The organism is Streptomyces sp. NBC_01497 (assembly GCF_036250695.1).
GTDB lineage: Bacteria > Actinomycetota > Actinomycetes > Streptomycetales > Streptomycetaceae > Streptomyces.
The window spans coordinates 7,582,580-7,595,820 of record NZ_CP109427.1 but is presented as its reverse complement, the minus strand read 5'-3'; the positions used below and the strand labels follow the sequence as shown (position 1 = coordinate 7,595,820).

The window sequence follows — 13,241 nt, the reverse complement described above, 5'->3', positions numbered from 1 at the left end:
GCGTACAACGGCCGCGCCCGTGCCACTGGCCCGCACCGCACGTCCGCCGCACCGCGCACGGCCCCGCACGGGGGCGTACGCACCCCGGCGCCGCCCCCCGCCCCCCAGCGGGCCGTCCCGGCACGCCCCGGTGTGGCCGCCGGCACCGACACCGTTCTCTCCCACCCCCTCACCACCGAGTCTTCGTCATGAAGGAGCCCCAGCCCATGAGCACCACATCCTTGGACGGCGCCCTGGGCGGCGTCGTCGTCGCCACCGCCCTGCCCTACCGGGAGGACCCCTCCGCACCGGCGGGCCTCGCCGTCGACCTCGACCGCTACGCCGAGCACTGCGCCTGGGTCGTCGACAACGGCTGCGACGGCGTCGGCCCGAACGGGTCGCTCGGCGAGTACTCGTCGCTCTCGGACGACGAGCGCCGCTCCGTCGCCCGTACGGCGATCGCGGCCGTCGCCGGGCGCGGCAAGGTCGTCGTCGGTGTGCACGGGGTCGGTTCGCACCTGGCCGCCCACTGGGCAGAGGCCGCAGCCGAGGACGGCGCCGACGGTGTGCTGTGCCTGCCGCCGACCATGTACCGCGCCAACCCCGGTGAGGTCATCGCCCACTTCGAGGCCGTCGCCGCCGTCGGTCTGCCCGTGATGGTCTACAACAACCCCTTCGACACGAAGGTCGACCTCACGCCCGCCCTGCTCGCGGAGATCGCCGCGATCGACAACGTGGTCGCCGTGAAGGAGTTCTCCGGCGACGTGCGGCGCGTCCTGGAGATCAAGGAGCAGGCGCCCGGGCTCGATGTCATCAGCGGCGCCGACGACGTCGTGCTGGAGAGCCTGCTGATGGGCGCCACCGGGTGGTTCGCCGGCTTCCCGAACGTCTTCCCCGCCGAGTCCGCCCGGCTGTTCCAGCTCGCGCGGGCCGGCAAGCTGGAGGAGGCGCGGGCGCTGTACGAGCCCCTCGTAGCCGCGTTCCGCTGGGACTCGCGTACCGAGTTCGTGCAGGCCATCAAGCTCGGGATGGAGATGGTGGGCCGGTACGGCGGCCCCTGCCGCCCGCCGCGCGGGCCGCTGGTGCCCGCCTTCCGCGAGCAGGTCACCGCCGACATGAAGCGCGCCATCGACGCGCTGGCCGCGCTCGGCATGGACGGGCAGCGGGTCTGATGCGCAGCGTCCGCGCCCTCAGCGCCGTCGACTCGCACACCGAGGGCATGCCGACCCGGGTCGTCACGGGCGGGGTGCCGCCGATCCCGGGGACCACCATGGCCGAACGGCGCCGGTACGCCATCGAGCATCTGGACGAGCTGCGGCGCTTCCTGGTGGACGAGCCGCGCGGGCACTCGGCGATGAGCGGCGCCATCCTCCAGCCGCCGCTGCGCGAGGACGCCGACTGGGGTGTCCTGTACGTCGAGGTGAGCGGCTTCCTGCCGATGTGCGGCCACGGCACGATCGGGGTCGCGACGGTCCTGGTGGAGACCGGCATGGTGGCGGTGAGCGAGCCGGAGACCGTCGTACGGCTCGACACGCCGGCCGGGCTCGTCGAGGCGCGTGTCGCGGTCCGGGACGGGGTCGCGGAGCGGGTGACCCTGCGCAACGTCGACGCGTTCGCGCTGGAACTCGACGCCGCGGTGGACGTCCCAGGCCTCGGCGAGGTGCGCTACGACATGGCCTACGGCGGGAACTTCTACGCCATCGTGGACCTCGCGTCGATCGGCCTGCCCTTCGACCGGGCGCGCAAGGACGAGATCCTCGCGGCGGGTCTCGCCGTCTCCGACGCGGTCAACGCGCACAACGCGCCCGTGCATCCGGCCGATCCGGCGATCCGGGGCTGCAAGCACGTGCAGTTCCTCGCCCCGGGATCGGACGCGAAGCACTCGCGCAACGCCATGGCCATCCAGCCGGGCTGGTTCGACCGTTCGCCGTGCGGCACGGGTACGTCGGCGCGGATGGCCCAGCTGCACGCGCGCGGCGAGCTGGCGCTCGGGGCCGAGTTCGTCAACGAGTCGTTCATCGGGACCCGGTTCACGGGACGGCTGCTGGCGGAGACGGAGGTCGCGGGGCTCCCCGCCGTCGTACCCGAGTTCTCGGGGCGCGCGTGGATCACCGGCACCGCCACCTATCTGCTCGATCCCCAGGACCCCTTCCCGCACGGGTTCGTGCTGTAGGCCCCCTCCCCCGGCGCCCCGGGATCCTCCGGTGCCCCACCACGACGCGGTCCCCGCTCCCGTACGGACGGCCGCGTCGTGGCGTCCTCATGCCGTCGAGCCGTCGAGCCGTCGAGCCGCAACCGCCGGGGCGCGAACTGGTCTCGCGGACGGCGCCCCGGGTCCGACGTTTCCTGACATGACGTCATGTCCCGTCGCGTCGCGGCAAGCTGCCGTTCACCGCCCGGTCGCGGTGATGCGCGAGTGTTCCTGCGTTCACCAGGCACCCGGGAGGGGACGAACATGGACACAGCGAACGGTGTGGTCGAACAGGGCGGTGGGAGGTCCGGCGGCGGGCTGTCCCGACGCCACGCCATCGGCCTGCTCGGCACGGCGGGCGCCGGGGCCGCCGCCGTACCGCTGCTGGGCTCCACGCCCGCGGTGGCGGACACGGGGCACTCCTCCTCACCGGCCTTCCACCCCTCGCCCGACTCCGGCGGCGCCTCTCCCGTCCAGGGCCTGCACCTGACCTTCGGTCCTGACCCGAGCACGCAGATGAACGTCTCGTGGATCACCGACGGCGCGGTGAAGAGACCGCGTGTGCTCTACGGCACCCTGGAGCACGGCCTCGGTTCGAGCGCGGACGCGTCGACGCGTACCTACCAGGACGGCACGTCGGGCCGTACGGTCCATGTGCACCACGCGGAGCTGAAGCGGCTGCGGCCGGGCGAGGACTACGTGTACCTGGTGTCGCACGACGGGGCCGCCCCGGACAGCGGCATGTTCAAGACCGCGCCGCGCGGCCGGGCCCCGCTGACGTTCACCAGCTTCGGCGACCAGTCGGCGCCGCAGGTGACCTGGGCCTCGGACGGCACCGTCGCGCTGGACGCCAACTCGACGCCCGCGACGAAGGACATCGTCACCGGCATCGAGCAGGTCGCGCCACTGTTCCACCTGCTCAACGGGGACCTGTGCTACGCGAACCTGGACGTCGACCGGGTCCGTACGTGGAACAACTTCTTCACGAACAACACCCGTTCGGCCCGCTTCCGCCCGTGGATGCCGGCGGCCGGCAACCACGAGATCGAGTCGGCCAACGGTCCCATCGGACTCGGCGCCTACCAGACCTACTTCGACCTGCCGTCGACCGAGACGGACACCGAACTGAAGAACCTCTGGTACGCGTTCACGGCCGGCGCCGTCCGGGTCCTCGTCCTGCAGAACGACGACATCGCCCTTCAGGACGGCGGGGACATCTACGTCCACGGGTACTCCGGAGGCCGGCAGCTGGCCTTCCTGGAAAAGGAGCTGAAGAAGGCCAGGGCATCGCGCGACATCGACTGGATCGTCGTCGCCATGCACCAGGTGATGATCAGCTCCTCGGACGCCAACGGCGCCGACCTGGGCCTGCGGCAGGCGTACGGCCCACTGTTCGACAAGTACGGTGTGGACCTGGTGGTGTGCGGCCACGAGCACAACTACGAGCGCTCGCTCGCCGTGCGCGGTGTCGTGGGCGGCAGTGAGACGCTGACGCCCAACCCCGCGTCGCACGACACCGAGTCGATCGACACCTCGCACGGCACGGTGCACATGGTGCTCGGCGGCGGCGGTGTGTCCGGCACGACGAACCAGTCCTTCTTCAAGGACGGTACGGGCAAGGTGCTGACCGCCGTGTCCGCCACGGCCGGGTCCAACGGCAAGCGCACCCCGACGTACGTCAAGGAGCAGGCCGTCTGGATGGGCAACCGGGACGTCGAACACCCCTACGGCTTCGCGGCGTTCACGGTCGACCCGGGCCGGCACCCGGGTGATACCACCACGATGCACGTCACGTACTACAACGTGAACAAGCCGAACGGCGACCTGTCGGTGTTCGAGACGTTCTCCCTGCACCGCAAGCGCTCGGACGGCGGGCGCTGACGCGACCGGCTCGGTGACGGCCGCCGGGGGAAGGGACAGCCCCCGGCGGCCGTCGGGACGTTCAGCGGGCCGGCGCGGTTCTCAGCGCACCGGCAGCCTTCAGCGGGCCAGCACGGTGCGCAGCGCGGCCAGCAGGGCGTCCTGCGCCTCGTCCGCCGTGCCGGGCGCCGTGCCCGTCCGCCACGCGATGTGGCCGTCAGGGCGCACGAGCAGCGCCCCGTCCTCCGCCGTCCCGGCGACGCGGCTCCAGTCCCCGTACGGGTCGCGACTGCCCTCGGCGCCGATCGTCACCACGTTCAGGGGGAGCGCGAGGGCGTCTCGGCAACCGGCCGCCGCCTCGTCCCAGATGCCGCCCGACAGGCCGGTCACCAGGGTGAAGGCGCCCTTGCCGACGACGTCGAGGGTAGAGATCCTGCGGCCGTCGCCGTCGACGAGCCAGGCGTGCGGCAGTTTGGCGCCCGGCCGGGTCGTCGGCTGGTGCACCAGCTCCGGGTCGTGCGCGAAGACCTCGGCCGCACTCCCGTCGGCGACCACCGCACCGGAGACGTAGCGCTGGTTCATCTCGACGCCGTGCGCGTTGAACTCGTAGTTCTTCAGCTCGACGGCCGCCTCCAGGCGGCGGCGCAGGGCGGCCCCCTCGGGGGTGGTCTCGCGGATGGCGGCGACGCCGTCGCGCAGGCCTTGTTCGTCCAGCTTGTCGGCGACTCCGAGCGCCTCGAAGACCGGCCCGAACTGGTCGCGGCTGAGGTTGGCGCGCTCCACTATCTGCCGGCCGACCGGGGCCCGCTCGGCGCTGTAGCTGTCGAGCAGCGCCTCGCCGGCCTCGCCCCTGATGACCATCGCGAGTTTCCAGGCGAGGTTGTAGGCGTCCTGGACCGAGGTGTTGGAGCCGAGGCCGTTCGACGGCGGGTGGCGGTGCACGGAGTCGCCCGCACAGTGCACGCGGCCGGCGGAGTAGGTGGTGGCGTAGCTGTGGTTCACCGTCCACAGCGAGGTTGAGGTGATCTCGACCGGCAGGTCCGGCACGCCGATGAGGTCGCGCACGATGGCGCGGGCCGCGTCGTCGTCGATCTCGGGGGCCGGCTGATCGATGTCGTACCCCCAGACCAGCAGCCACTCGTTCCACGGCCGGACCATGCGCACGAGGCCCATGCCGATGCCGCCGGTCTCCGCGCCGGGCTGGAGGACCCAGTACAGGACACTCGGGCGGTGCGCGACGTACGGCGACAGGTCGGCCTTGAAGACGACGTTCATGCTGCCGGCCTTGCCCATCTGCCCGTCGACGGGCAGGCCGAGCTGTTCGACGACGGCGCTGCGGCCGCCGTCGGCACCGATCAGGTACCGGGCCCGTACGGTGAACTCGTCGCCCCTGAGGCGGTCGCGGAGCAGCGCCGTGACGCCGTCGTCGTCCTGGGTGAGGCTGACGAACTCGGTGTCGAAGCGGACCTTCGCGCCGCGCTCCGCCGCGTTGTTGACGAGGATCGGCTCCAGGTAGTTCTGCGGGAGGTCGATGTGGCTGCTGGGGCTCGCGGCCCCGTACTCGGTCGCCGAGCGGGGACCGGAGCCCCAGGCCCGGATCCGGCCTATCTCGTCGCCGACGAGCGAGGTGCACAGCACGGTGTCGCCCATCAGCTCGTTCGGGGTGCCGGCCGCGCGGGCCTCCTCCTCGACGCCGAGGTCGCGCAGGATCTCCATGGTGCGCTGGTTGGTGATGTGCGAGCGGGGGGTGTTCGCCAGTCCGCCGTACTTGGTGACGAGCAGGGTGCGCACGCCGTAGGTGGCGAGGAGCAGGGCCGCGGAACCGCCGGCGGGCCCGCTGCCCACGACGATGACGTCGGTGTCGTAGGTGTCGCTGGGTGGCATGAGCGCTCCTCGATCGGTCGGCCTGGGGCGGTGCGGCCAGGTGCGCGGGCGGGCCCCGCGTGCCACCAACAGAGGTGTGTCCGGCCGCCGGTGGCCCGGTGATTGAATCATGAAATATTGACCGCGCATCCATCGGGGGCCGGAGCACGCGGACAGACCCGGGAAACACCGCGCGCCGGCCCCCCGCCACATGGCGGGAAGCCGGCGCGTACGGCGGTCCGGTCACCGGCCGACCCGACGCTGGAGCGCCTGAGGGGGCCCGCGTACGGCGCTCCGGTCGCCGGCGGGCCCGCTCCGGGCCCCGCTCCGGGAGCGCCGCGGCGGGGTCCTTCAGCGGCCGGTGAAGCCGCCCCTGTCCTTGAGCATGCCCGTCAGGTGCGTGAAGACGTGGTCGCCCTCGTGCAGGCCGTCGTGCTCGTACTCGTTGGTGACCCAGGCGTGCGCGTTGCCGACCCGCGCGACGGTCTCCCGCTGCAGAGCGGAGTCGACATACATGTCGTCGAAGTAGATCGCCGCCGCCAACGGGACATCATTCGCCGCGAGTTGCTTCAGGTCGTACAAGTCGGGCCACTGCTCGCGCGCGGCGAGCAGTTCCACCGCGGGACCGAACGGGCGCAGCGCCCTGATCTCCTCGAACATCCAGGGGTACATCATCTCGCCGGTCAGCAGCAGCGGCCTCGCGTCCTCGCGGAACTGCGGCCGGTCGGCGCGCTCCCGGTCGGCCGCCCACGCGGTGGGCCCGTTCGACCCGCTCGCGTAGACCGACTCCTGGAGCGCGGCGAACAGCGGGTTGGTGTCGAAGGCCGTGCGCTCCCTGACCCCCGCGAGGAAGGTGTCCGTCAGCCGTTCTGCGTCCCCGGGACCATCCGCGAACGCCTCGTCCACCAGCCAGTGGACCCGCTCGAAGCCGGGCTTCATGCCGAAGTCCAGGCCGAGCGTCTGCAGCCGGCGAACGGTCAGGACGTCGCCGTCCGGAAGTCTCACGTCGCCCGCGGCGACCCGGTCCGCCACCCGCCCCAGCACGTCGACGTCGTGCGGGTAGCGCTCACGGTAGATCCGGTTCTTCGCCTCGACCCGCGGATACGTGTGCCGGTACACGTCGGTCGCGTCCGGCGTCACCGACGCGAGGCCGCCGGTCACCAGGCAGGCGTGCAGCCCCTCGGGCGCCCTCGACAGGTAGCACAAGGTCAGGAAGCCGCCGTAACTCTGGCCGAGCGTGGTCCAGGGCCGGCCGCCGAAGACCGTCTTCCGCAGGTGCTCGGCGTCCGCGACGATCGAGTCCGCGAGGAAGTGCGAGAGGTACGCGGCGCCCGCCTCGGCCGTGCCGAGCGCGGCCATCACCCTCCCGTCGACGGGGGTGCTGCGGCCGGTGCCCCGCTGGTCGAGCAGGACCACCCGGTGGGTGGCGAGGGCCTCGCCGATCCAGCCGCTCCTGGTCAGCGGCCGCGGCGACTTGCCGCCGGGGCCGCCCTGCAGGTAGACGAGGAACGGCAGGTCGTCCCTTCTGCGCTCGGGATCGACCAGTTCCCTGGCGAAGACGTGGAGAGTGGCCCCTTCGGGGTCCGCCCAGTCCAGCGGGACCTCGACGCGGTGGTCCCGGACGTGCAGGCCCGGCAGTGTGTACTCGGCTGTGATCATGGTGTCACCTTCCCACCGCGTAGCCTTGCATGCCGCGGGGGTTGGCCGCGGCCTTGAGCCAGCCGTCCTCGCGGGCGACGGCACTGACGTGGCCCAGCGACCAGCCGTCGCCGACGGTAGCGAGGTGACCGCGCCTACGCAGTTCCTGCACGACGGCCGGGTCGTGGCGGTCCTCCAGCAGGATGTGGCCCGGGTGGGTGTCGCGCGGGTAGAACGAGTTCGGCATGTGGGTGGTGTGGAACTCGGGGAAGTCGATGGCCTCCTGGAGGTTCATCCCGCCGTGCACGACGTTCAGGAAGAAGTGGAGCGTCCACTGGTCCTGGAAGTCGCCGCCGGGCGTGCCGAACGCCAGCCACGGCTTGCCGTCCTTCATCGCGAACGACGGGGTCAGCGTGGTGCGGGGGCGGGCGCCGGGGCGCAGCGAGTTCGGCAGGCCCTGCTCGACGAAGAACATCTGGCCGCGCGTCGACAGGCAGAAGCCGAGGCCGGGCACGGTGGGCGAGGACTGGAGCCAGCCGCCGCTGGGCGTGGCCGAGATCATCATGCCGCCGCTGTCGGCGACGTCGAGGTGGCAGGTGTCGCCCCGCACCTCACCGGACGCGGCCACGGTCGGCTCGCCGGCCCCCGCCGTGGCCGGTCCGTCGGGGAGGTCCGGGTAGTGCGGCAGGCGCGGTGCCCGGCCGCCGGGCGCGCCGGGGCGCAGTTCCAGCGACGCGGTGTCCCCGATGAGCTTCCTGCGCTCCTCGGCGTAGGGACGGCTGAGCAGGTCGCCGAGCGGTACGTCGCTGAACCGCGGGTCGCCGTACCAGGCCTCGCGGTCGGCGAAGGCGAGCTTGGCCGCCTCGACCACGGTGTGCACCCAGTCGGCGGAACCGGGGCCCATCGCGGCCAGGTCGTAGCCCTCCAGCAGGGCGAGTTGCTGGAGGAAGACGGGTCCCTGCCCCCAGGGGCCCGTCTTGCAGACGGTGTGCCCGTGGTAGTCGAAGGTGACGGGTTCTTCCACGGTGGGTTCCCACGCGGCGAGGTCGTCAGCGGTCATCAGGCCGCGGTGCGGGGTGCCGGAGGTGTCCATCACCTCCGTACCGCCGCAGTACGCGCCGATGGCCTCCGCCACGAAGCCCCGGTACCAGGCGTCGCGCGCGGCCCGGATCCGGTGCTCGCGGGTGCCGCCCGCGGCCTCCGACTCGTCCACGATCCGCCGGTAGGTGGCGGCCAGCACGGGGTTGGTGAAGTGGCTCCCGGCCTTCGGCACCGCGTCGCCGGGCAGCCAGGTGGCCGCGGACGTGGGCCAGTGCGTACGGAACATGTCGGCCACGGTCTCCAGCGCGGACGAGACCCGGCCGAGCAGCGGATGGCCCTTGTCCGCGTAGTGGATGGCCGGCGCGAGGACGTCGCGTACGGTCCAGGTGCCCCAGCGCTCCAGCAGGAGCAGCCAGGCGCCGAACGAACCGGGCACGACGTTCGGGAGGAAGCCCGTGCCGGGCACGAGGTCGAGCCCGAGCGCGCCGAGCGCCTCACCGGTCGCGGCGGCGGGCGCGGTGCCCTGGCCGCAGACCACCTCGACCTTGCCCTGCGCCGGATCGAAGATCAGGATCGGGACGTCGCCGCCGGGCCCGTTCAGGTGCGGTTCCACGACCTGGAGGACGAAGCCCGCGGCCACGGCGGCGTCGGCGGCGTTGCCGCCCCGTTCCAGCACGCTCATGCCGGTGGCGGAGGCGAGCCAGTGGGTGGAGGCGACCATGCCGAAGTCGCCCACGAGTTCAGGACGTGTGGTGAACAATGCCGTTCCTTCCCTGGGAGATGTCGGGCCCGCCGGTGGCCGCGTCCACCAGATGGCAGGAGACGAGGTGATCGGGCACCGTGACGCCCGCCAGCGGGGGCACCTCGGTGCGGCAGCGGTCCACCGCGACGGGGCAGCGGGGATGGAAGGGGCAGCCGGGGACGCGCTTGGACTGGCTGGGCAGGTCACCGCTGAGCACGACACGCTCACGCGTCCTCGTGCCACCCGGCTCCGGGACCGGGGCCGCCGACAGGAGCGCCTGGGTGTACGGGTGCTGGGGGTGGGCGAAGAGTTCCTCGCGGGTGGCCGTCTCGACGATCCTGCCGAGGTACATGACGGCGATGCGGTCGCTGATGAACTCCACGACGGACAGGTCGTGCGTGATGAACAGGCACGAGAAACCCAGGTCGGCCTGGAGGTCGAGCAGCAGGTTGAGGATGGACGCCTGCACGGACACGTCCAGCGCGGAGACCGGCTCGTCGGCGACGACGAGCCGGGGGTTCATGACGAGCGCGCGGGCCAGCGCGACGCGCTGGCGCTGGCCGCCTGAGAGTTCGTGCGGGAAACGGGCCGCCATGTGAGCCCGGAATCCGACGCGTTCCAGCATCTCGGAGACGCGCCGGCGGCGCTGCGCCGCGTCGCCCTCACCGTGCTGGCGCAGCGGCCCCCCGACGATGTCGCCGATCTTCATCCGGGGGTCGAGGGACGAGTACGCGTCCTGGAAGACGACGTGGACGTCGCGGCGCAGGGGCCGCATCTCGCGCCGGTTGATGGTGGAGATGTCGCGCCCGAGGAGTTCGATCCGGCCGGCCGTGGGGTCGGTGAGCCGCGAGACGCACTTGCCGACGGTCGACTTGCCGCTGCCGGACTCCCCCACCAGGCCGAGGACTTCGCCCTGCCCGATGCGCAGGTCGACGCCGTCGACGGCGCGGATGGGCCCGTTCCTGCGGGCTGCGCGCGAGCGGCCCGCGTAGTGCTTGACCAGGCCCCTGACGTCGAGGACCGGTCCCTCCTGCGCGGCGTCCGCGCGGTGTGCTGTGTCGTTCATGCGGTCTCTCCAGGGCCCGGGTGGTAGCAGGCGACCAGGTGGTCTTCCCCGACACGGGCGAGGGCCGGCCGCTTCGCGGTGCAGTCCGCGGTGGCGCGGACGCACCGGGGCGCGAACTGGCAGGCGTCCGGGTCGGTCGTGGGCGGTGGCACCATGCCGGGGATCTCGGTGAGCCTGCGGCGGCCGGGGGTGCGGGCCGCGCGGGAGGGCAGCGCTTCCATCAGGCCCACCGTGTAGGGGTGCTGAGGGCCGGCGAAGACGGCGGCGGTGGGCGAGTGCTCGACATGGCGTCCCGAGTACATGACGACGACGTGGTCGGCGACCTCCGCGACCACCCCCAGGTCGTGGGTGATCAGGACGACGGCGGTGCCGAGTTCGTCGCGGAGCCTCTTGATGATGTCGAGCACGGCCGCCTGGATGGTGACGTCGAGCGCCGTCGTCGGCTCGTCCGCGATGAGGACCTTGGGGTCGCAGGCGACGGCCGTCGCGATCATCACCCGCTGCCGCATGCCGCCGGACAGCTCGTGCGGGTAGGCGCTCGCCCGCTGTGCCGCGTCGGGAATGCCGACGAGTTCCAGCAGTTCCACGACCCGTGCCCGCACCTGGGCCCGGTTCAGGCCGGTGTGGCGCCTGATGACCTCACCGATCTGCTTGCCCACCGTGTAGGCGGGGTTGAGGGAGGTCATCGGCTCCTGGAAGACGACGGAGATGTCCTTGCCGCGGATGTCCTGCATCCGCTTCTCGGACAGGGCCGTCAGGTCGGTGCCGTCGAGGACGACCGATCCGCCGATGGTGGCGTTGGTGTTGTCGAGGAGGCGCGGGATGGCCATGGCGGTGGCGGTCTTGCCGCACCCGGACTCACCGACGAGGGCGAGGATCTCGCCGCGCTCCAGCGAGAACGACACGTCCTTCGCCGCGTACACCGGACCGTCCTCGGTCCGGTACTGGACCCGCAGGTCCCGCACTTCGAGGAGTGGCATCACAGCTCCCTGGGGTCGAGCACGTCGCGCAGGCCGTCACCGAGGAGGTTGAAGCCGAGCGTGGTCAGGGCGATCGCGACGCCCGGGAAGACGGCGAGCAGCGGGTCCTGCGCGAGGAACTGCTGCGCGCTCGTCAGCATGACGCCCCAGGACGCCTGCGGCGGCTGGACGCCGAGGCCGAGGAAGCTGAGCGCCGCCTCGCCGAGGATGCCGGCCGGGATCGCGACGGTCGCCTTGACGATGAGGGTGTTCGTCATGTTCGGCAGGATGGACCGCCACATGATGGCGAGGTCCCGGGCGCCGTCGGCGACGGCGGCCTGCACGAAGTCCTGCTGCCGCAGTACGAGCGTCTCACCGCGCACGACGCGGATGACGGACGGCACCTCGGCGACCGCGAGGGCGATGATGACGTTCCGCAGGGACGGGCCGAGGATGGCCGCCATGCCGACCGCGAAGATCAGGTACGGGAACGACAGCACGACGTCGGTGACGCGCATGAGCACCGAGTCGGTCCAGCCCCTGAAGTAGCCGGCGGCAAGGCCCAGCGGCACACCGACGGCCATGGCGAGCGCGGAGGACACCACACCGGCCAGCAGGGAGACACGGGCGCCGTTGCAGATGCGGGCGAGCACGTCACGGCCGAGGTCGTCGCTGCCGAGCCAGTGCGCGCCGGAGGGGCTCGCGAGGATGTCCGTCAGCCCGAGCTTCGTCGAACTGCCCGCGACCAGCGGCCCGATGAGGGCCACGCCGAGGAAGACGATGACCATGACCGCGCCGATCACGGCCATCCTGCGGCGCAGCAGTCTGCGCACGGTCCGCCGCCAGGAGACCTGCGGAGGTATGTCCTCGGTGTCCGCGCCGGCGGCGGCGGGGTCCGTGGTGTCGATCGCTGTCTCGTTCACTGGGAGCCTCCGGCCATCCGCAGGCGGGGATCGAGGTAGGCGTAGGTGATGTCCACCAGGAGGTTGATCACCACGTAGCCCGCGACGGTGACCAGTACGGCGCCTTGGATGACGGGGTAGTTGCGGGAGGAGACCCCGTCGACGATGAGCTTGCCGAAGCCCGGGATGACGAAGATCTGCTCGGTGATGACGGCGCCGCTGATGAGGCCGGCGAGCTGGAGGCCGACGACCGTGGTGACGGTGGTGAGGCTGTTGCGCAGCGCGTGCCGGATCTGCTGGGCCCGGGAGAGGCCCTTGGACCGGGCGGTGCGCACGTACTCCGCGTTGAGCTGGCTGAGCAGCGACGAGCGGGTCTGGCGCATGACGACGGCGGAGAGCCCGAGCCCGAGCACGAGGACCGGCATCACCATGCGTTCGAGGTTGCCGACGGGATCGTCGGCGAGTCCCACGAACCCCGACGCGGGCAGGACGTGCCAGTGCACGGAGAAGACGACGATGCCGAGGAGGCCCAGCCAGAAGTGCGGCACGGACAGGCCGAACAGGCCGAATCCGTTGGCCGCGTAGTCGACGGCCGTGCCCCGGCGGACCGCCGAGAGGATACCGGCGAGCACCCCGACCAGCACGCCGACGACGATGGCGAGGAAGGTCAGTTCGAGGGTGACCGGCAGGCGTTCGCCGAGCACCTGGGTGACGGGCGCCTTGTCCTGCGTGGACAGGCCGAGGTTGCCCTGCAGCGCCTGGCCCATGTAGTGGAGGTACTGCAGGGGCAGAGGCTGGTCGAGGCCGAACTGCTTGCGGATCGCGGCGATGGCCTGCGGGGTGGGGCTCTCGCCCGCCAGCACGGTGGCCGGGTCGCCGGGCAGGGCCCGTACGCCGAGGAACACCGCGATGCTGGCGAGGAAGAGGGTGACCACGGCAGCGCCTGTGCGACGGAGTATGAACTCAATCATGAGACATGCGGATCTTCCTGGGATGAAGG

The 13,241-nt window shown here is 71.9% G+C and carries 10 protein-coding genes; 3 read left to right on the top strand and 7 right to left on the bottom strand.

Annotated features, from left to right (window positions below):
* The first annotated feature begins 206 nt into the window (after positions 1-206).
* From OG310_RS32175 to OG310_RS32165, 3 genes are all read left to right on the top strand, one after another.
* The gene (locus OG310_RS32175) at positions 207-1,151 is read left to right on the top strand and encodes a dihydrodipicolinate synthase family protein (protein WP_329459358.1); all 945 of its coding nucleotides are present in this window, start codon (positions 207-209) and stop codon (positions 1,149-1,151) included.
* The gene (locus OG310_RS32170; RefSeq protein WP_329459357.1) at positions 1,151-2,152 is read left to right on the top strand and encodes a proline racemase family protein; all 1,002 of its coding nucleotides are present in this window, start codon (positions 1,151-1,153) and stop codon (positions 2,150-2,152) included. The genes OG310_RS32175 and OG310_RS32170 overlap by 1 nt, the downstream gene beginning before the upstream one ends.
* 282 nt (positions 2,153-2,434) lie before the next feature.
* Positions 2,435-4,051, top strand: a complete 1,617-nt coding sequence (locus tag OG310_RS32165; protein ID WP_329459356.1) for a purple acid phosphatase family protein — start codon at positions 2,435-2,437, stop codon at positions 4,049-4,051.
* 99 nt (positions 4,052-4,150) lie between these two features.
* On the opposite strand, the gene OG310_RS32160 is transcribed toward OG310_RS32165, so the two are convergent.
* The 7 genes from OG310_RS32160 to OG310_RS32130 form a co-directional block, all read right to left on the bottom strand.
* The gene (locus OG310_RS32160) at positions 4,151-5,914 is read right to left on the bottom strand and encodes an FAD-dependent oxidoreductase (RefSeq protein ID WP_329459355.1); all 1,764 of its coding nucleotides are present in this window, start codon (positions 5,912-5,914) and stop codon (positions 4,151-4,153) included.
* A 330-nt stretch (positions 5,915-6,244) separates the two neighbouring features.
* Positions 6,245-7,552 (bottom strand): alpha/beta fold hydrolase, encoded by a 1,308-nt coding sequence (locus OG310_RS32155; RefSeq protein ID WP_329459354.1) that lies wholly within the window; start codon positions 7,550-7,552, stop codon positions 6,245-6,247.
* Between the two features lie 4 nt (positions 7,553-7,556).
* The gene (locus OG310_RS32150) at positions 7,557-9,332 is read right to left on the bottom strand and encodes a gamma-glutamyltransferase family protein (RefSeq protein WP_329459353.1); all 1,776 of its coding nucleotides are present in this window, start codon (positions 9,330-9,332) and stop codon (positions 7,557-7,559) included.
* On the bottom strand, positions 9,313-10,380 hold the full coding sequence (locus OG310_RS32145; RefSeq protein ID WP_329459352.1) for an ABC transporter ATP-binding protein: 1,068 nt from the start codon (positions 10,378-10,380) through the stop codon (positions 9,313-9,315). The genes OG310_RS32150 and OG310_RS32145 overlap by 20 nt, the downstream gene beginning before the upstream one ends.
* On the bottom strand, positions 10,377-11,360 hold the full coding sequence (locus OG310_RS32140) for an ABC transporter ATP-binding protein (protein ID WP_329459351.1): 984 nt from the start codon (positions 11,358-11,360) through the stop codon (positions 10,377-10,379). The genes OG310_RS32145 and OG310_RS32140 overlap by 4 nt, the downstream gene beginning before the upstream one ends.
* A complete protein-coding gene (locus OG310_RS32135) occupies positions 11,360-12,262 on the bottom strand; it encodes an ABC transporter permease (RefSeq protein ID WP_329459350.1) in 903 nt (300 codons plus the stop codon). Before OG310_RS32135 ends, OG310_RS32140 begins: the two co-directional genes overlap by 1 nt.
* Positions 12,259-13,212, bottom strand: coding sequence for an ABC transporter permease (locus OG310_RS32130; protein WP_329459349.1), 954 nt, complete (start codon positions 13,210-13,212; stop codon positions 12,259-12,261). Before OG310_RS32130 ends, OG310_RS32135 begins: the two co-directional genes overlap by 4 nt.
* Positions 13,213-13,241 lie beyond the last annotated feature (29 nt).